Source organism: Nonomuraea sp. NPDC049141 (genome assembly GCF_040648415.1).
GTDB lineage: Bacteria > Actinomycetota > Actinomycetes > Streptosporangiales > Streptosporangiaceae > Nonomuraea.
This window is the reverse complement of sequence record NZ_JBEZDR010000005.1, coordinates 540,254-557,481: the sequence shown is the minus strand read 5'-3', so window position 1 is coordinate 557,481 and position 17,228 is coordinate 540,254. Positions and strand designations below refer to the sequence as shown.

Genomic DNA, 17,228 nt, shown 5'->3' with positions numbered 1-17,228 from the left:
CCTCAGCTTCCCACGCTCTGGTAGTGCCGGAGTTGGTGATCCCAGAAGCGGTAGGCAAGGGTGAACAGGGCGATCCCCAGAAACGGGCTTCCGTACGCCACGAAAGTCGGCATGTTCAGGGACTCGGCCCTGCCCAGCAGCACGCTCGCTGGTACATACGCCACAAAAGCTACCGGCAGTACGAACGTCAGCAACCACTCCGTGACCCCGCCGAACACGCTCATCGGGTACGAGCCGAACTTGCTGAACACATCATCCAGGAACCCGCGCAGAGCAGCGGTGTCCAGCATGCGCAGCGACAGCGACGCCAACGACAGGTGGACCGACGCCTCCACCAGCGCGCCGCCCGCGACGGCCAGCAGGCAGAGGACGGCCATGGGCGGGGTCCACGCGGGCGCCGCCACGAACACCAGGACGAGGCCGGTCAGCAGGTCGCCGACCTGGCCGACACCCATGCGCTTGGTCATGATCTGGAGGAGCGGGTTGAGCGGGCGCAGCAGGACACGGTCCAGTTCGCCTTCGCGTACCAGCCACTCCATGAAGATGAGGCTGCTCAGCGGCAACATGCAGAGCGCGTGGGCGGTCAGGCGCAGGCCGTACAGGAAGGCGATCTCTCGCAGGCTCCACCCGCCCATCGAGGGGAAGGTGTGCATGACGACCCACACGAAGGCGAAGCCGCTGCCCTGGTAGACCGCCCCGGTCAGGATGCCGATCACCGAGTTGAGCCGGTACTGCAGGGCGCCGCGCATGGTGGCGCGCTGGAGTCGCCAGTACAGGCGCAGAGTGCGCGTGAGTTCAGCCACCGTTGATCACCACCCGGCGGCGGGCCCGTTGCCACACCGCCCACAGCAGGACCGTGAGTCCGGCGGCCCACGACGCCTCGATGGCCAGCGCTTGCCAGACGTCGACTTCTGACAGATGGCCTACGTAGACGGCCGCGGGTACGTACCCCATGTACTTGAACGGCAGCGCCTCGGCCAGGGCGCCCAGCGCGCCGGGGAAGAACGACAGCGGCACCAGTGTGCCCGCGAAGAACTGGCTGATCAGCCGGTACAGCAGGGCGATCGCCCCCGTCTCCAGCGTCCAGAATCCGATCATGCAGATGAGCAGCGACAGCAGCACCGAGATGGCGTAGCCGAGCAGTAGCGTCGCCGCGTAGTCGAGGGGCTGTCCGGTGGGCGTGATTGAGCCGACCAGCAGGACCACGGGTACGGCCGGCGCGAGCAGGAGCAGGCCGCCGAAGGTGTGCCCGGCCTGGAAGGCGGCCAGCTGCGGCAGGTAGCCGGTCGGCCGGGACAGGTCGAAGAACACTATGCCGGTACGGATCCTGAACAGGGCGATGCGCGGGATGATCGGCGTGGTGGCGAACGCCTGCAGGTTCGCCAGGCTCAGGTAGGCCAGTAGTTGCTGGAGCGTCATGCCCTGGGCCTGCTGCTGCCCGCTGTAAACCGAGGTCCAGACCATGCGCAGCAGGAAGACCTGCGCGATCAGCGTCAACACGGTCATGATCATGTCGCTGCGGTACGCGAACTGGAAGCGTAAGCCGATGCGCGCGGTCCCGATCAGGGGACGGATCATCGTGAGCTCTCGGCATAGAGTTGCTTGATCACGCTCTCCAGATCGGGTTCCTGGATGGACAGGTCGCGGATGGCCTGTTCGGCGGCGATTTGGCCGATCAGTTCGGGGACGGAAGCGCCCTCGGCGATGTCAAAGGTGCGGGTCTGTCCGTCCGTCAGGTGGATCGCCAGCCGCCGGGGCGGGGCGTAGGCGGTGACGAGCGCGTCGATGCCGCCGTCGTAGAGCACCCGGCCCTTGTCGATCAGGATGATGCGCTTGCACAACGCCTCGACGTCGGCCAGGTCGTGGGTGGTCAGGACGACCGTGGTGCGTCCCGCCTTGTTCGTGTCGGAGATGAACTCGCGTACCGCCTGCTTGGCCAGGACGTCGAGGCCGACGGTCGGCTCGTCCAGGTACAGAATGGGCGGGTCGTACAGCATCGCGGCCGCCAGGTCGCCGCGCATCCGCTGGCCGAGGCTGAGCTGGCGGACCGGGGTGTCCAGGAAGTCGTCGAGGCCCAGGAGGTCGCGCATACGGCGCAGCGAGGCGGTGAAACGGTCGGCGGGTACGTCGTACAGGTCGCCGACTAGGCGTAACGACTCGATCAGCGGTAGGTCCCACCAGAGCTGGCTGCGTTGGCCGAAGACCACGCCGACGGACTTGGCGTTGGCCTTCCTGTCTCGCCACGGCACCCGGCCGGCCACCTCTACCAGGCCGCTGGTGGGGGTGAGGATGCCGGTCAGCATCTTCACGGTGGTGGACTTGCCCGCGCCGTTGGGGCCGAGGTAGCCGACGACCTCGCCCTCGGGGATCTCGAAGCTGACGTCGTCGACGGCGATCCGCTCGTCATAGCGGCGGGTCACCAGGGTGCGCAGGGTGCCCATGGGGCCGGGGAAGGTTCGAGGCCGGCGGAAGACCTTCGTCAGTGACTCGACCTTGATCATGACGACATCCTTCATGCGAAGGATGGGAAGTGGCAACTACTTTCCGAAGGCGGTCGCCGATCCGGTGCGGCGCGGGATCTCAGACCGAAGGCCCCGCCAGAGATCTGGCGGGGCCTTCGGTTGACGAGTGCGTACCGGTGTGCGTGTCGCCTCTCGGCGAAAGGCGCAACGCGGCTCCAGCCGGACGGTATTCCGCGAAGGCAATAGGTGAGGCCCGGGGACACTGGGCACACCGGCCACGAATGATGTAACCGCCGTCAGGCGCCGGATGTTCCCGGGGCCAGCAATTCGATGGAGCGTAGCCAGGCTCTCCGGTCGGGGGCCGCGGAGACGACGATCAGCTCGTCGGCCTGGGCCTGCTTGGCGAAGCGGTCGAGGTAGTCCTGCACCTCGTCGGCGGTTCCGATGGCGGAGTACTTGGCCATCTGCAGGAGCTGCTGACCGGCGGGTGAGGCGAGGACGAGGTCGGCCTCCTCCTCGGTGAACGTCTGGCCGCGGCCGAGGAACCGGCTCACCCTGGTGCGCTTCATGGCCAGGAACTGCGCCTCCGCCTCGTCCGTGGTGTCCGCCGCGATGACGTTGACCCCGGCGATGACGTACGGCTGCTCCAACTGCCTGGAGGGTTTGAACTCGCGCCGGTAAAGGGCGACGGCGTCCTCCAGCGCGGCTGGGGCGAAGTGGGAGGCGAAGGCGTACGGGAGACCGAGGGCGGCGGCGAGCTTGGCGCCGAACAGGGACGAGCCGAGGATGTAGAGCGGCACGTCGGTGCCCTTGCCCGGGGTCGCGTCCACGCCCGGGATGCGGGACTGGCCGGTCAGGTAGCCCTGCAGTTCCAGGACGTCCTCAGGGAAGGCGTCGGAGGAGGCGGGGTTGCGGCGCATGGCGCGCATGGTCTGCTGGTCGCTGCCCGGCGCCCGGCCGAGGCCGAGGTCGATGCGCCCCGGATGCAGGGTTTCGAGGGTGCCGAACTGTTCGGCGATGGTCAGCGGGGCGTGGTTGGGCAGCATGATGCCGCCGGCCCCGAGGCGGATCGTTTGGGTCTGTGCGGCCACGTGGGCTATGAGGACACTGGTGGCGGAGGAAGCGATGGAGGGCATGTTGTGGTGCTCCGCGTACCAGATCCGCTGGTAGCCCCACTCCTCCGCACGTTGCGCCAGGGTCACGCTGGCACGGAAGCTGTCGCCCGCCGTCTCCCCTTCTCCGATGTGTGCAAGGTCAAGGATGGAGAGCGGAAGAGCCATGAGACGTGCAACCGCGACGCCGCCCTGGTTATTTCAGAAACCGAACCGAGTTCAAGAAACTTACCTCGGCGGCCAGTAGTCCTGCCCCCAAAGCTAGGCGAGCATGAGTCGGCTGAACACGGGGATCCGTTTAGGGGGATCACGAGTGCGCAAGGATGGTTCATTACCCAGCTACGAGCAGCTCTTCGGTGACCTCGACTTCTGGGAGGGCGACGAGGCCCGGTCGGTCTACTCACCGGCCGCCTATCTGGTGGATCTCCTCCGGCTGCTGGAGGGCGCCTTCCGGGATCCAAGCCTGCTGGCGCGGCGTCCTGATCTGGGGAAGATCCCGCTCGACGCCGAGCACACGTTCACCGAGTCGCCCTACCTCGACATCGTCAACGAGGTGCTGGAGACGGTCGTCGGGAGCGAGCCGTACGAGCGGCTGCGGGCGGCCCGCCACCCGTTCGGGCTGCCGTTCTCGCTGGTGGCCGAGCAGTTCACGATGTACCTGCGCCATCTCAAGGTCGCGCCGGACGAGTTCTACCGGCTGTTCGCGCCGGAAGCGGATCCCGACGTGGTCGCGAGGTTGTCTCTCGGGCTCTCGGCCGAGGACGTCGAGGTCGTGACGGCGCGACGCGGAGGAGCTCGCCCTGCTGCAGAACCGGCAGGAGGGCTCGATCCTCGCCCTGACGCGGGGCGTCAAGGAGGCGCAGATCGACGCCGCCACGGAGAGCCTGGCCGAGGTGGAGGCGAGCAGGGACGGCGCGACCGCGCGGGTGCAGCACTACGAGAAGCTGATCGCCGACGGGATCTCGCAGTTGCAGAAGGACCAGCTCGACCGGATGAAGCGGGGGTCCGACGCGCACTTCGTCGCGGGCGGCCTGAAGATCGGCGCGGCGATCGCGCTGGGCGCGCCGCAGGCGCTGCTCGGCCCGTTCATCTTCGGTACGGAGTGGGGCGGCAAGCAGGTCGGAGACGCCCTCGACAAGGTGGCGGACGTCTCCTCGACGCTGGCCGAGGGCTTCAGCACGCTCGGCGAGCTGCTCGGCGTGCGGTCGGAGCAGGAGCGCGCGGCGCAGGAGTGGGGTCTCCAGCTCGCCATGGCCAAGAGCGACGTGACCCAGCTCGGCCACCAGGTGGCCGCCGCCCAGCTCCAGGTGACGATCGCCAAGCGCGAACTCGACGTCGTGACACAGGAGATCGCGAACCAGGAGTCGGTCGTCGCGTTCATGACGGACAAGTTCGCGGGCGCCCAGCTCTACCACTGGATGGCCGGGCGGATGGCCGGGCTGTACTTCCAGACGTACAACCTGGCGTACGAGACGGCGCGCTCCGCCGAACGGGCCTTCCAGTTCGAGCGGGGCGTCACCGACGGCGACGGCGGCTACATCCAGCCGAGGTACTGGGAGAGCCTGCGCAACGGCCTGCTCGCCGGCGACAGCCTCGGCTTCGACCTGGAACGGCTGGGCAAGGCGTACGCCGACACCGACGGCCGCGGGATGGAGATCACCAAGAAGGTGTCGCTGCTGGACCTGGACCCGCTCGCCCTGCTGGCCCTGCGGGGTGCCGGCCGCTGCGAGTTCGCGCTGACGGAGGCGCTGTTCGACCGGGACTTCCCCGGTCACTTCGGGCGCCGGATCCGGACGCTGTCCGTGGCGTTCCAGGGCACGGACGGGCCGCTCGGCGTCTACGCGACGCTGACGCAGCTCGACAGCAAGACCGTCCTGGAAGCCGACCCGAAGGCGGTGAAGTTCCTGCTCGATCCGAAGGGCGCGCCGCCGGACACGTTGCGCGCGGACTGGCGCTCGGGCCAGCAGATCGCGCTGTCGGACATCGAGGAGTACAAGGAGAACAATGGCCTGTTCGAGCTACGCCTGGACGACGAGCGCTACCTGCCGTTCGAGGGCACGGGCGCGATCTCGCGATGGCGGCTGCAGCTCTCCGGCCCGGCGCCGGCCGACCTGAGCGACGTGGTCGTCACCGTCAAGTACACCGCGGACCAGGGCGGGGACGTCTTCGCGAACGCGGTCAAGGGCATGCTCAAGCCGTATCCGACGGCCCGCTACTTCGACGTGGCGCGTGAGTTCCCCGACGAGTGGGCGCGGTTCCAGGAGAGCGAGGACGACCAGCTCGTCCTGTCGTTCACGCAGGACCGGTTCCCCGGCATGAGCGGGCGCCAGATCACCGGCATCTTCCCCAGGTACGAACTGGCCGGGCGCGATTCGGTGCGCTTCCTGCTCAACGGCGACAGGAGGCTCGCGCTCAACGACGGCAAACTCCTGCGTACCGTGGGGCTCAACGTCGGCGGGAACCCGTGGACCCTCGTCCTGGAGGGCGACAAGACGGCCCTCACCGACCTCGGGCTGGTGCTCACCTACCGGGCGAGCGTCCGATGAGGCACGTCATGGCGGTCCTCGCCCTGCTGCTGATCGCCGCCTGCGGGAACTCCCCGCCGGCCGGCGATCCGGTCAACGCCGAGGACGTGATGTTCGTGCAGATGATGGTCCAGCATCACCGCCAGGGCATCGAGATCGCCGGTGTGGCCGACGGGCGGGCGACCACACCGGAGGTACGGACGCTGGCGGCGGCGATCGCGAGCACGCAGCAGGACGAGGTGGAGATGATGCTGCGCTGGCTGCATGAGTGGGACCAGCCGCTGACCGCCGCGAAGGGAGCGCACGACCACCACGGCGGGATGCCCGAGACCGACCGCAAACAGATCGCCGCGCTGCGGAAGTCGAAGAGCTTCGAGCGGGACTTTCTCAACCTGCTGATCGCCCACCAGGACGACGCCGTGCAGATGGCCACCGCCGAGGAGACCGGCGGCGTCAGTCCCAAGGTCAAGACGTGGGCCGGTCAGGTGGAGTCGTCCCGGAGGGGTCAGGTGAAACTGATGCTGGACCTGCTCAAGCGCTGAACCTCATGGCGAAGTCGCGCAGTGCCTTCTCGTATCGGGCCCGGTCGGCGTTCCACGATCCGACGTGGCCGCCGCCCTTGGTCCGTACGAGGGTCACCAGGTCGGGCCGTCGCTCGGCGAACTCCAGCGAGGGCCCGATCGGCACCGAGGCGTCGTCGTCGTCCACGTACAGCAGGATCGGCACCTTGAACGCGGCCGCGTGACGTACCTGATCGAGATCGTCAAGGGAGATGCCGGTGCGGCGCTCGACCACGAACTTGCCGACGGAGGCCAGCCAGAGCGGCACGCCCCGCTGCTCGGCGCCCAGGTCGATGGGGCCGTTCCAGTCCATCACCGGGCTGTCCAGGATCATCCCCTTGATCGGCTCGCCGGGCAGGTTCCGCGCGGCCATGGGGACGATGCCGCCGCCCATCGAGAAGCCGTACAGCAGCACGCCCGTGGCGCCCTGGCCGCGCGCGTAGGTGATGGCGGCGGCCACCTCCTTCCACTCGGTGGCGCCGAGGTGGAACTTGCCGTCGGCGGCGGCCGGCGCGCCCGGGTCGTTGCGGTAGCTGATGCCCAGCACCGGCATCCCCAGCTTGTGGAAGACGGGCACGTAGCGCAGCGACTCCGAGGCGGTGGCGTTGCGGCCGTGCACGGTGATCACCCAGGTCTTCGAGCCGCCCTCGGTGCGCCAGGCGGGGAAGTCGCCCAGCTCGCTGCGGACGCTCACCTTCTGGTACGGCAGGCCGAGCGCGGTACGCGGGTCCTCGTGGCCCCACATCCAGCGGTCGAAATAGACGTGGACCCCCGGACGCAGGTCGCCCTTCCGAACCTCGCGCAGCTCGCGCGTGACGGTGCCGGCGCCGGTCGCGACCACCTCGCCCACCGTGGCGTTGCCTTCGGGCCAGGTCAGGCCGTAGGTTCCAGGGGCGGCCAGATCGCCGCCGCCCTTCAGCGTGACCCGGCCGGCCGCGACCGCGGTCACCTCCAAGGGGTACGAATCGCCTCTGGACGGGTCGATCACCAGCCCGGAGTAGTACCACCCGGCACCACCGACGCCGGCCACGGCCAGCACCAGGATGATCGACGTGACCCACGCCAGAATCCGCTTCATGGCCGGAAAAATACTCTCCTCATCAGACGATGGACGGCAGTCGCAACAAGTGATTAGATGACTTGATATGTCCGAGGTAACGCGGCCCAGCCTTTCCGACGCTCTGACCGAGCGCATGCTGGAGCTCATCCGTACAGGTGGGCACCGGCCGGGCGACAGGCTGCCCTCGACCCGGGAGCTCTCCCAGCGTTTCGCCGTCACCACCCCGACGCTGCGTGAAGCGCTGCGCAGGCTCGAGGCCACCGGGGCCATCGAGATGCGGCACGGCTCCGGCATCTATGTCGGCGCCGACATCGAGCGGCTCGTGCTCCCGAACCCGAACATGCGGGAGATGCGTGGCGCCCAGCTCCTTGAGCTCCTCGGCGCGCGCATCGTCATCGAGCCGCCGCTGGCCGCACTGGCCGCGGGGCGCGCGACCGGCGAGGAACTGGCCGCGCTCCAGCGGGTGCTCGTGGACGCCGCCAGGCATCTGCGCGGCCAGGACGCCGAGCTGCACGACGCCAACATGACCTTCCACCGGGCGACCGCCCGGCTGGCCGGCAACCGCGTGCTGCACGAGGTGGTCGACTCGCTGCTGACCGTCCACGGTCCCGAGCAGCGGGAAATACTGCAGATCTTCGACGACCGGCGCCGTGACTACGACGAGCACCTGGCGATCCTGGAGGCCATCGAGGCGCGCGACGCCGCGGCGGCCGAGGAACGCATGCGCGCTCACCTGGTGGACGTCAAGACCGTAATAGAGCAGAGGCTGCAACACCCCCCCAAGTGAAACAAGGAGGCCGGGGCATGATCCGGTCACGCGTTGCCACGCTCGGCGTGGCAGCCCTCTTTCTCGCCGCCTGTGGCGGCAATACCCAAGCGCCGCAGAAGAAGTCCGAACTGTCGCTGTACAACGACAAGGGCGCGTGGAGCAAGTACTTCGACGAGATGGGCGCTCTGTCGAAGCAGCAGATCAGCTTAGGCATGAAGCCGGTCGGCTACACCGATTCGGCCCAGTACCAGGCGTTCATCAAGGCGTCGTTCCGTACGAACGTCAAACCGGACCTGTTCACCTGGCAGACCGGGGGGATGCTGGAAGAGATCGTCAAGCAGAAGCAGGTGGCCGACACCACCTCCATCTGGCAGGAGGCGATCAAGGCCGGTGACCTGTCGCAGGACCTGGCGCCCTATTACACGGTCGGCGGCAAGCAGTACTGCGTGCCGATGAATGTCGCCTACTGGGGCATGTTCTACAACAAGAAGATCTTCGACAAGTACGGCCTGCAGCCGCCCACCACGTGGGACGAGCTGGTCAAGGTGGCCGAGACCCTGAAGAAGAACGACGTCAAGGCCTTCTACCACACCAGTGTGCTGTTCTCCTTCGTCTGGTTCGAGCAGCTCATGGCCGGGATGGACCCCGACCTGTACGACCGCCTCTCCACGGGCAAGGCCAAGTACACCGACCCCGGCGTGGTCCAGGTGATGGAGAAGTGGAAGCAGCTCATCGACGCCGGATATTTCATCAATCCCGGTGACAAGACCGACCCGGGGGATGTGCTGAAGAACGGCAAGGCGGCGATGGTCTCCTTCGGCACCTGGTTCAACACCAGCATGACCCAGCGCGACCTGAAGGCCGGCACCGACTACGGCTTCTTCGCGATCCCGAACGTGAACGCCTCCCTGCCCAAGACCTCGATGATCTTCGAGAGCGGCCCGCTCTGCTCGCTGACCAAGGCGGCCGACCCCGACGCCAGCCAGAAGTACCTCAAGTGGTGGACCACGCAGCCGGCCCAGGACAAGTGGGCCACGACCCGCGGCGACGTCAGCGCCAACCCCAAGGTGACGATCAAGGACGAGGCGCTCGGCCAGGTCACCAAGGACGCGGGCAGCGGCAAGTACCGCCTGGTCAACCGCTACTTCGAGGCCACGCCGCCACCCATTCTGACGGCCGCGCTCGACGGGTTCAGCAAGTTCGTGACCGAGCCCGGCACCTACAAGGAAGTGCTCGGCACCATCCAGAAGGCGGCCGACGACTACTGGAGCACGCATCAGTGATGCGCGCACCTATGCTCGGCCGTTTCAGGCACGGCTATGTCGCTCCTGCTGCCCTGCTTGTCGCTGGGTTGCTCTACGTGCCGTTCATCTGGACGGCGTACCTGAGCTTCACCAACTATGACGGGCTCGCGCCACCCGAGTGGGTCGGCCTGCGTAACTTCGGCAAGCTGCTCCAGGACCCGGCGCTGATCTCCTCGCTGGGCAACACGCTGCTCTGGGTGGTCGGCACGATGGCGCTGCCGGTCGGGCTCGGCCTGCTGGTGGCGGTGCTGTCGTACGACATCAAGGGCGGCGTCTGGTACCGGGTGCCGTTCATGCTGCCCTACGCGCTCAGCGGCGCCGGGCTGGCCATGGTGTGGAGCCCGATCCTGTCGCACGACGGCATCGCGAACCTGCTGCTCGGCGTCGACACCGCGTTCCTGCAGAAGGCGCCGCACAACACGATCGCCATGCTGCTGGTCTGGACCTGGCAGCAGCTCGGCGTCAACACGCTGCTGTTCGTGGTCGGGCTGCAGTCCATCCCCAAGGCGCCGATCGAGGCCGCCCGGATCGACGGGGCCTCGGGGTGGCAGCTGTTCCGGCACGTCATCTGGCCGCTGATGGCGCCGCTCACCGCGGTCGTGGTGGGGCTGGCGCTGGTGGCGAGCCTGAAGACGTTCGACATCGTCTGGGTACTGACCCAGGGTGGCCCCGGACGCAACTCCGAGACGCTCGCGGTGACCATGTACAAGGACACGTTCGTGGCCAGCCAGTACGGTTACGGCGCCTCGGTGGCGGTCGTGCTCACCGTGGTCACGGGGCTGGCGTCCTACCTCTACCTCAGGAGGCAGGTGCGATGATCCGGCGTGCCGTACTGATCGTGCTCGGCCTGATCTGGCTGGGACCGACGTACCTGCTGCTCGTCAACGCCGCGCGGCCCGCGGCGTCGTACGACCCGGCGAAGGCGTGGCAGCCCTCCGGCAGCTTCGCGCTGTTCGACAACTTCGCCCGGGCCCTGGACAGCGCGAACCTGTCCGACAGCCTGGCCAGCACAGCGCTCTACAGCATCGTCTCGCCCATGCTCGGCGTGCTCATCGGGGCGCTGGCCGGGTACACCATCGTGGTGCTCCGGCTGCGGCACGGCTTCTGGTGGTTCCTGCTCATCTTCGGCGGCACGATCTTCCCGTCGCAGATGCTGCTCGTGCCGCTGTTCGTGGGCTACAGCGATCTCGGCCTGTACGACACCAGGGGCGGCCTGCTCCTGGTCTACACGGCGATCAACGTGCCGTTGGCGGCTTTCGTGCTGCGGAACTTCTACAGTGGAGTGGCGTTCTCGATCTTCGAGGCGGCCCGCATGGACGGGGCCACCACCTGGCGGATCTTCTGGCGCATCTACCTGCCGCTGTCGGTCAGCGCGCTGGCGGCCGTGTTCATCCTTGAGTTCACCTTCATCTGGAACGACCTGATCTTCGGCCTGACGCTCACGCAGACCGAGGACGTACGGCCGGTGATGACCGCGCTGGCCGGGCTGATGACCGACGTCTACGCGGGCACCCCGGTGCCCGTGGGCCTCGCGGCGGGGCTCGTGGTCTCGCTGCCGACGGTCCTGCTGTTCCTCGCCACCCAGCGGCTGTTCGCCCGTGGCCTGTCTCTAGGGAGTGTCTGATGACCAGCCGGTTGCTGCAGCGGAGCCTCGGCTCGCCCGACTATGACGGGATCAGGCAGGCGCTGCGCAACGACACCTCGACACCGGTGATCGGCGTGCGCGGCGCGGAGGTGCGGGTCGCGGTGCTGCCGCTGTTCACCCATGACGGCCGGCAGGCGGTCCGGGTGTCGAGCACGGTGCCGCTGACGCACGTGCTGGTGGGCGAGGACAGTGCCTCCGGCACCGATGTCACGCTGCTCGTGCCCGAGGTGACCGCGCCCCGCGTGCTGACCCTGGAGTCGCGCGACGACGCCGGGCTCGTCGGCTCCACGGAGATCACGATCACCCCGCAGCGCAAGTGGAGTGTGTTCGTCGTCCATCACTCGCACCTCGACATCGGCTACACCGACCCGCAGGGTACGGTGCTCCGCCACCACCTCGACTACCTCGACGCGGCGCTCCGGCTGGCCGAGGAGACCGCCTCCTGGCCGGACGACGCCAAGTTCAGGTGGACGGTCGAGTCCTCGATGCCCGCGCTGAAGTGGCTCGACGCCCGGCCGGCCGACCAGGTCGAACGGTTCGCCGCGCTGGCCCGCGCCGGCGTCATCGAGGTGACCGCGCTGCCGTTCCAGCTGCACACCGAAGCCTGCTCGACCGAGGAGCTCTACCGGCAGCTCCGCTTCACCACCCAGCTCCAGGAGAAGTACGGCTTCGCCACCAAGTCGGCCATGCACACCGACGTGCCGGGCGCGGTCGTCGGCGTGATCGACGCGCTGAACGCCGCCGGGGTGCGCTACCTCGCCGCGGCGCACAACTGGGCCGGGCGGTCGGTGCCGTACCTGCACGGAGGCGACAAGCTGACCCGGCCGTTCCGGTGGCGGGCGCCGAGCGGTCAGGAGGTGATCGTCTGGTTCACCGACACCCCCCACGGCATGGCGTACATGGAGGGCAACACGGTCGGGCTCACCGACTCCTACGAGCTGGCCGACGACCTGCTGCCGCGCTACCTGTCGGCGCTGGCCTCGCGCGGCTACCCCTACGGTCCCGGCACATTCGGCTGGCAGGGCCCGGACGCGCCGCGAGAGCCGTACGAGCTGGACGTCCTGCACCTGCGGGTCCAGGGCGCGCACGCCGACAACGCCGGACCGTCGATCGTGCCCGCCGCCATCGCGCGCCGGTGGAACGAGCAGTGGGCCTTCCCCCGGCTGCGGTCCGCGGTCAACAGTGACTTCTTCGAGCACGTCGAAGAGCGCTACCACGACCGCCTGGCCGTGCACGAGGGCGACTGGACCGACTGGTGGGCCGACGGGCTCGGCTCCGGCGCGCGTCCCCTCGGTTACGTACGCCGGGCGCAGTCGGCGCTGCGCGTCGCCGAGACGCTGCACACGATCGCCGGCGCCGACGCGACGGAGCAGATCGACGAGGCCTACGACAAGGTGGCGCTGTTCAACGAGCACACCTGGGGCGCGGCCAACCCCTGGCAGGACGCGGAGGAGGCGGGCGACTCGGGCGGGCTGCAGTGGACCCGCAAGTCGTCGGGCGCCTACGACGCCCAGGACGACGCGGCCGACCTGCTGCACGCCGCCGCCCGCCGGTTCGGCGCCGCGCTCTCCGACCGCGGGGTCGCCGACCCGTCGGCGCTCGCGTCCTTCGCGGTCTTCAACCCCGGGACGGAGAGCAGGACCGACGTCGTACGCGCGTTCCTTCCCCGGGACGTGGTCAGGACGGACGTGCCGATCGCCCTCGTCGACGCGCGCACGGGTGAGACGATCCCGCACCACGAGGAGTTCGTGGACCCGGTCGACTGGCCGACCAGGCCGATCGGGCGGCACCTGCACGCCGTGGTGCCGGAGGTCCCCGGCTACGGGTACGCGCGGATCGACGTCGTCAGGGGCGCGAGCCAGGCGCCCGAGCCGGTCGAGCCCGACCTGGGCGGGGTGATCGAGAACGAGTTCTACCGGGTCACCTACGACGTCCGCGAAGGCGTGATCCGCTCGATCTTCGACAAGGCGGCCGGGCGGGAACTGGTCAACGACGGCGCCGCGGCCGGTTTCGGTCAGTACGTTTATGATCAATATGCCACCGCCCCGCACTTCAACCACCTGTCCGGGCATGTCGGGGCGCACGACCGCACGCTGCTCGGTGACCGGGCGATCGGGAGGAACGCCACGATCGTCAAGGCGCAGCGGACCGCCGTGGGCGAGAAGCTGGTCGTCGAGCTGCAGGGCAAGGGCGTCGACTGGCTGCGCACCACGATCGAGCTGCACAACGGCGTCCCCCGCCTCGACCTGACCTACCAGCTCGCCAAGCAGGGCACGCCGGCCAAGGAGGCCGTCTTCCTGGCCTTCCCGTTCGCCTCGGGCCCCGCGACGGCCTGGGAGCTGACCGGCGGCGTCGGCGGACCGGACGTGCCGCGGGTGCCGGGCTCGGCCGAGTACATGCTGCCGATCAGGCACTGGATCGCCTTCGAGGACCCCGAGCTGACCGTCGCCTGGGCCACGCTGGAGGCGCCGCTGGTGCAGCTCGGCACCATCCACATGCCGTACGCCCCGTTCCCTCCGACGCTGGACGAGGAGCCGGGCACGGTCTACTCCTGGGCGCTGAACAACATCTGGGACACGAACTTCCCCTCCCAGCAGCAGGGGGAGACCACGTTCCGCTACTCGATCATGTCGTCCCCGGGGATCGAGGGCAGGCGACTGGGCACGCGGGCGGCCGCCGGGCTGACCGACCAGTTCGTCGGCGCCTTGCTCACCAGCTCGCCCGACGCGGTCAAGTCGTTCGTCTCGGTCGACCACCCCGACGTGCTGGTCACCTCGCTCGGGCAGAAGAGCGACAACGAGCTCGTGGTCCGGCTGCAGTCGCTCGCCGCCGAGCCGGTCGAGGTTACGGTCCGGCTGCCAGGGCTCCGCCAGGCATCGGTGAGTGCCGGTTTGGAGCGAGAGCTGCGATCATTGGTGGTCTCGGCGGATTCGGTCAAGGTACGGCTGCCCGCGTGCGGTGTGGCCGCTATTTGGGGGACGTGCGAGTGAAGATCGTTGACATTCGGGCCACCACGGTCGCCGTTCCGCTGGAGGCGCCGCTCCGGCACAGCAACGGCGCCCACTGGGGCCGGTTCGTCCGCACGATCGTCGAGGTCGAGGCCGACAACGGGCTGGTCGGCCTGGGGGAGATGGGCGGGGGCGGGGAGAGCGCCGAGGCGGCGTTCAGCGCGCTCCTGCCGTACCTGAGGGGCCACGACCCGTTCCAGTTGGAGGCGCTCCGGTTCAAGATCGCCAATCCGACCGCGTCGCTCTACAACAACCGCACCCAGCTCCTGGCGGCCATCGAGTTCGCCTGCATCGACCTGATCGGGCAGCAGCTCGGCGTCCCCGCCAGTGACCTGCTCGGCGGGCGGCTGCGCGACTCCGTGCCGTTCGCCTCGTACCTGTTCTACCGGTACGCGGCGGAGGGCTACGCCGAGGTGCGCACACCCGACCAGCTCGTCGAGCACACCAGGCAGCTGAAGGCGGCGCACGGGTTCACCGTGCACAAGCTCAAGGGCGGGGTGTTCCCGCCCGACTTCGAGCTGGAGTGCTACCGGGCGCTCGCGGCGGCCTTCCCCGATGACCGGCTCCGCTACGACCCCAACGCGGTGCTGTCGGTGGCCGAGGGACTGCGGTTCGGGCGGGCCATCGAAGAGCTGAACAACGAATACCTGGAGGACCCGGTCTGGGGGCTCGAAGGGCTCAGGGTCATCCGCGAGCAGGTCCGGGTGCCGCTGGCGACCAACACCGTGGTCGTCAACTTCGAGCAGCTCGCCTCCAACGTGCTGCGCCGGGCCGCCGACGTGGTGCTGCTCGACACCACGTTCTGGGGCGGGATCCGGCCGTGCGTCAAGGCGGCCGGGGTGTGCGAGACCTTCCAGCTCGGGGTCGCGGTCCACTCCTCCGGCGAGCTGGGCATCCAGCTGGCGACCATGCTGCATCTCGGCGCGGTCCTGCCCAACCTGACGTACGCGGCCGACGCCCACTACCACCAGCTCCGCGACGACGTGATCGAAGGCGGCAAGCTGGCCTACGCCGACGGAGCCATCGCGGTGCCGACGGGCCCGGGGCTGGGCGTCCGGCTCGACAAGGACCGGGTCGCCCAATACGCCGAGCTCTACCGCGAACTGGGCGGATACCCCTACGACCGGGACCCGGGACGGCCCGGCTGGTACGCCCAGGTGCCGAACGAACGCTTCGCCGACCCCGCCGTGTCCCTGGAGGTCGACACCTAGGTCACTACCCGAGATCGGCGATGAGCTCGTCGAGCTGGCGCAGGGCGGCCTCCCGGCGGCCCGGGACGTCGAAGTAGGGGTCGTCGGGGACGGGCAGGGACGACGCCAGCCCCCAGCCACGGCCCCGCGCCCAGGTGGCGTCGTCGACGTCGAGGGTCGCGCGGAACGCGCCCCGCGCCTCGGCCGGCAGGAACGTCCACGCGGGCATGAGATCGCACGCCGGGTCACCCACGGCCAGCGTCCCGAAGTCGATCACGGCGCTCAACCGGCCGTCCACGACCAGCAGGTTCCCCTGCGCGAGGTCACCGTGGACCCACACCGGCGGACCGTCCCACGCGGGCGCCGCCAGCGCGGCCTCCCACACGGCCGTCACCGCGCCGACGTCGATCATTCCCCGCAACGCCGCGATCTTGGGACGTACGCGGGCCTCGACGGCCACGGAGTCGCGCTCGTCACCCATGGGCACGCCCCGGAACGCGTTGCTCCACTGGGGCCCCGGCCCGCCGGTGGCATCGATCTTCCGTAGCGCCACGATGAACTCGGCCAGCTCCTTGGCCGTTCCGACGGGATCGGCGAGCCCCTCGATGGTCGCGGTCTCGCCGGGCAGCCACCGGTAGACCGACCAGGGAAACGGGTAACCCTCCCCGGGCGTGCCCATGGCGAGCGGCTCGGAGACCGGCAGTGGCAGGTGCGGGGCGAGCCTCGGGAGCCAGTGGTGCTCGCGTTCGACCTGTCCGACCCACCGGGGATAGCGGGGCAGGCGTACGGACAGGTCCTCGCCCAGCCGGTACGTCGCGTTGTCCATGCCGGACACCGGGACGGGCGAAAGGGGCAGCTCCGCCCACTGCGGGAACTGCGCCGCCAGCAACCGGCGCACCAGGGTCTCATCGATGGATACGTCGTCGGCTGACACGCACTCTCCTTGCCATGGGCAACGACGCCTCATCCCACAGGTCGGGGCCACCGCCTGTCCAACGAATTTCTAGCCTCGCGGTCGAGCGAGTCGCTGGGCCGCGCGCACCACACTGGCGCGGCGCCGCGCGTGCTCTGTCTGGTCGTCGGCGCCGGTGAGCATGCCGGCGAGATGGGGCACGGAGAACCACCAGGCGGACAGTCCGATGATCATGAACGCCAGGTGATCGGGGTCGACATCGTCGTCCAGGATGCCGGCGCGCTGGGCGGCCGCGTAGGCCCGCGTCTTGTTCCGGTAGTGGGCGGCGCGGTTCGCCTCGTCGGCCACCGGACCCCCGGCCAGTCCTTCCCACAGCAGCAGGCGGACCAGATGGGGATGCGCCGCGTGGTAGTCGTAGGTGCGGCCGGCGAACTCGCCGATGTTCGCGAAGCCGTCCTCGGGCGGCGGCACCGAGGCGGCGAGCTTCTGGAGCTCGTCGGCGAGCACGGTCTCGAACAGCGCCTGCTTGTCGCCGAAGTACTTGTACAGGCGCTCCTTGTTGATCCCGGCCCGCTCGGCGATGCGGGCCATGGTCGTGCCGTCCGGCCCGCGCTCGGCGAACTCGACGGTCGCCGCTTCCTTGAGCCGCCGCCGCGTCCCCTCGGTGTCCCACGCCATGG

At 69.0% G+C, this 17,228-nt stretch carries 15 protein-coding genes and 1 pseudogene; 9 read left to right on the top strand and 7 right to left on the bottom strand.

Features of this window, described 5'->3' with window-relative positions; all coding sequences use genetic code 11:
• Positions 1–2 precede the first annotated feature (2 nt).
• The 4 genes from AB0B91_RS18705 to AB0B91_RS18690 all read right to left on the bottom strand — a co-directional run bounded on the left by AB0B91_RS18705 (position 3) and on the right by AB0B91_RS18690 (position 3,742).
• Positions 3–803, bottom strand: coding sequence for an ABC-2 family transporter protein (locus tag AB0B91_RS18705; protein ID WP_358320638.1), 801 nt, complete (start codon positions 801–803; stop codon positions 3–5).
• Complete coding sequence (locus tag AB0B91_RS18700; RefSeq protein ID WP_358320635.1) at positions 796–1,578, bottom strand: ABC-2 family transporter protein; 783 nt, start codon at positions 1,576–1,578, stop codon at positions 796–798. The genes AB0B91_RS18705 and AB0B91_RS18700 overlap by 8 nt, the downstream gene beginning before the upstream one ends.
• Positions 1,575–2,516 carry an ATP-binding cassette domain-containing protein gene (locus tag AB0B91_RS18695; RefSeq protein ID WP_358320632.1) on the bottom strand — a complete coding sequence of 314 codons (942 nt, stop codon included), beginning with the start codon at positions 2,514–2,516 and terminating at the stop codon, positions 1,575–1,577. Before AB0B91_RS18695 ends, AB0B91_RS18700 begins: the two co-directional genes overlap by 4 nt.
• A 242-nt stretch (positions 2,517–2,758) precedes the next feature.
• Positions 2,759–3,742, bottom strand: coding sequence for an LLM class flavin-dependent oxidoreductase (locus AB0B91_RS18690; RefSeq protein WP_358320631.1), 984 nt, complete (start codon positions 3,740–3,742; stop codon positions 2,759–2,761).
• A gap of 103 nt (positions 3,743–3,845) precedes the next feature.
• On the opposite strand from AB0B91_RS18690, the pseudogene AB0B91_RS18685 reads away from it, so the two are divergent.
• From AB0B91_RS18685 to AB0B91_RS18675, 3 genes and pseudogenes are all read left to right on the top strand, one after another.
• Positions 3,846–4,181 (top strand): annotated as a pseudogene (locus AB0B91_RS18685) (Tc toxin subunit A); the annotation flags it as partial.
• Positions 4,182–4,467: 286 nt separating this feature from the next.
• On the top strand, positions 4,468–6,120 hold the full coding sequence (locus AB0B91_RS18680; protein WP_358320628.1) for a hypothetical protein: 1,653 nt from the start codon (positions 4,468–4,470) through the stop codon (positions 6,118–6,120).
• An 8-nt stretch (positions 6,121–6,128) separates the two neighbouring features.
• Positions 6,129–6,641, top strand: coding sequence for a DUF305 domain-containing protein (locus tag AB0B91_RS18675; protein ID WP_358320625.1), 513 nt, complete (start codon positions 6,129–6,131; stop codon positions 6,639–6,641).
• Here the strand turns inward: AB0B91_RS18675 and AB0B91_RS18670 are convergent.
• A complete protein-coding gene (locus AB0B91_RS18670) occupies positions 6,631–7,737 on the bottom strand; it encodes a hypothetical protein (RefSeq protein WP_358320622.1) in 1,107 nt (368 codons plus the stop codon). The genes AB0B91_RS18675 and AB0B91_RS18670 overlap by 11 nt on opposite strands.
• A 67-nt stretch (positions 7,738–7,804) precedes the next feature.
• On the opposite strand from AB0B91_RS18670, the gene AB0B91_RS18665 reads away from it, so the two are divergent.
• From AB0B91_RS18665 to AB0B91_RS18640, 6 genes are read left to right on the top strand one after another with little or no spacing between them, the layout of a single operon-like run.
• On the top strand, positions 7,805–8,506 hold the full coding sequence (locus tag AB0B91_RS18665; RefSeq protein ID WP_219532939.1) for an FCD domain-containing protein: 702 nt from the start codon (positions 7,805–7,807) through the stop codon (positions 8,504–8,506).
• 17 nt (positions 8,507–8,523) lie between these two features.
• Positions 8,524–9,771, top strand: coding sequence for an extracellular solute-binding protein (locus tag AB0B91_RS18660; protein WP_358320619.1), 1,248 nt, complete (start codon positions 8,524–8,526; stop codon positions 9,769–9,771).
• The gene (locus AB0B91_RS18655; RefSeq protein ID WP_358320616.1) at positions 9,771–10,610 is read left to right on the top strand and encodes a sugar ABC transporter permease; all 840 of its coding nucleotides are present in this window, start codon (positions 9,771–9,773) and stop codon (positions 10,608–10,610) included. The genes AB0B91_RS18660 and AB0B91_RS18655 overlap by 1 nt, the downstream gene beginning before the upstream one ends.
• Entirely contained in the window at positions 10,607–11,416 is an 810-nt protein-coding gene (locus AB0B91_RS18650; RefSeq protein ID WP_358320613.1) for a carbohydrate ABC transporter permease, read from the top strand. The genes AB0B91_RS18655 and AB0B91_RS18650 overlap by 4 nt, the downstream gene beginning before the upstream one ends.
• On the top strand, positions 11,416–14,427 hold the full coding sequence (locus AB0B91_RS18645; RefSeq protein WP_358320610.1) for a glycoside hydrolase family 38 C-terminal domain-containing protein: 3,012 nt from the start codon (positions 11,416–11,418) through the stop codon (positions 14,425–14,427). Before AB0B91_RS18650 ends, AB0B91_RS18645 begins: the two co-directional genes overlap by 1 nt.
• The gene (locus AB0B91_RS18640; RefSeq protein ID WP_358320607.1) at positions 14,424–15,656 is read left to right on the top strand and encodes an enolase C-terminal domain-like protein; all 1,233 of its coding nucleotides are present in this window, start codon (positions 14,424–14,426) and stop codon (positions 15,654–15,656) included. The genes AB0B91_RS18645 and AB0B91_RS18640 overlap by 4 nt, the downstream gene beginning before the upstream one ends.
• Positions 15,657–15,660: 4 nt before the next feature.
• On the opposite strand, the gene AB0B91_RS18635 is transcribed toward AB0B91_RS18640, so the two are convergent.
• Entirely contained in the window at positions 15,661–16,569 is a 909-nt protein-coding gene (locus AB0B91_RS18635) for an aminoglycoside phosphotransferase family protein (RefSeq protein ID WP_358320604.1), read from the bottom strand.
• Positions 16,570–16,638: 69 nt separating this feature from the next.
• Positions 16,639–17,226 (bottom strand): TetR family transcriptional regulator, encoded by a 588-nt coding sequence (locus AB0B91_RS18630; protein WP_358320601.1) that lies wholly within the window; start codon positions 17,224–17,226, stop codon positions 16,639–16,641.
• Between the last annotated feature and the right edge of the window lie 2 nt (positions 17,227–17,228).

What these genes read in the sequence shown, in the direction of transcription:
- AB0B91_RS18660 (WP_358320619.1), top strand. Translation starts at nt 8,524, where the DNA reads ATGATCCGGTCACGCGTTGCCACGCTCGGCGTGGCAGCCCTCTTTCTC.
- AB0B91_RS18645 (WP_358320610.1), top strand. Translation starts at nt 11,416, where the DNA reads ATGACCAGCCGGTTGCTGCAGCGGAGCCTCGGCTCGCCCGACTATGAC.
- AB0B91_RS18650 (WP_358320613.1), top strand. Translation starts at nt 10,607, where the DNA reads ATGATCCGGCGTGCCGTACTGATCGTGCTCGGCCTGATCTGGCTGGGA.
- AB0B91_RS18670 (WP_358320622.1), bottom strand. Translation starts at nt 7,737, where the DNA reads ATGAAGCGGATTCTGGCGTGGGTCACGTCGATCATCCTGGTGCTGGCC.
- AB0B91_RS18675 (WP_358320625.1), top strand. Translation starts at nt 6,129, where the DNA reads ATGGCGGTCCTCGCCCTGCTGCTGATCGCCGCCTGCGGGAACTCCCCG.
- AB0B91_RS18665 (WP_219532939.1), top strand. Translation starts at nt 7,805, where the DNA reads ATGTCCGAGGTAACGCGGCCCAGCCTTTCCGACGCTCTGACCGAGCGC.
- AB0B91_RS18690 (WP_358320631.1), bottom strand. Translation starts at nt 3,742, where the DNA reads ATGGCTCTTCCGCTCTCCATCCTTGACCTTGCACACATCGGAGAAGGG.
- AB0B91_RS18655 (WP_358320616.1), top strand. Translation starts at nt 9,771, where the DNA reads ATGCGCGCACCTATGCTCGGCCGTTTCAGGCACGGCTATGTCGCTCCT.
- AB0B91_RS18700 (WP_358320635.1), bottom strand. Translation starts at nt 1,578, where the DNA reads ATGATCCGTCCCCTGATCGGGACCGCGCGCATCGGCTTACGCTTCCAG.
- AB0B91_RS18695 (WP_358320632.1), bottom strand. Translation starts at nt 2,516, where the DNA reads ATGAAGGATGTCGTCATGATCAAGGTCGAGTCACTGACGAAGGTCTTC.
- AB0B91_RS18630 (WP_358320601.1), bottom strand. Translation starts at nt 17,226, where the DNA reads ATGGCGTGGGACACCGAGGGGACGCGGCGGCGGCTCAAGGAAGCGGCG.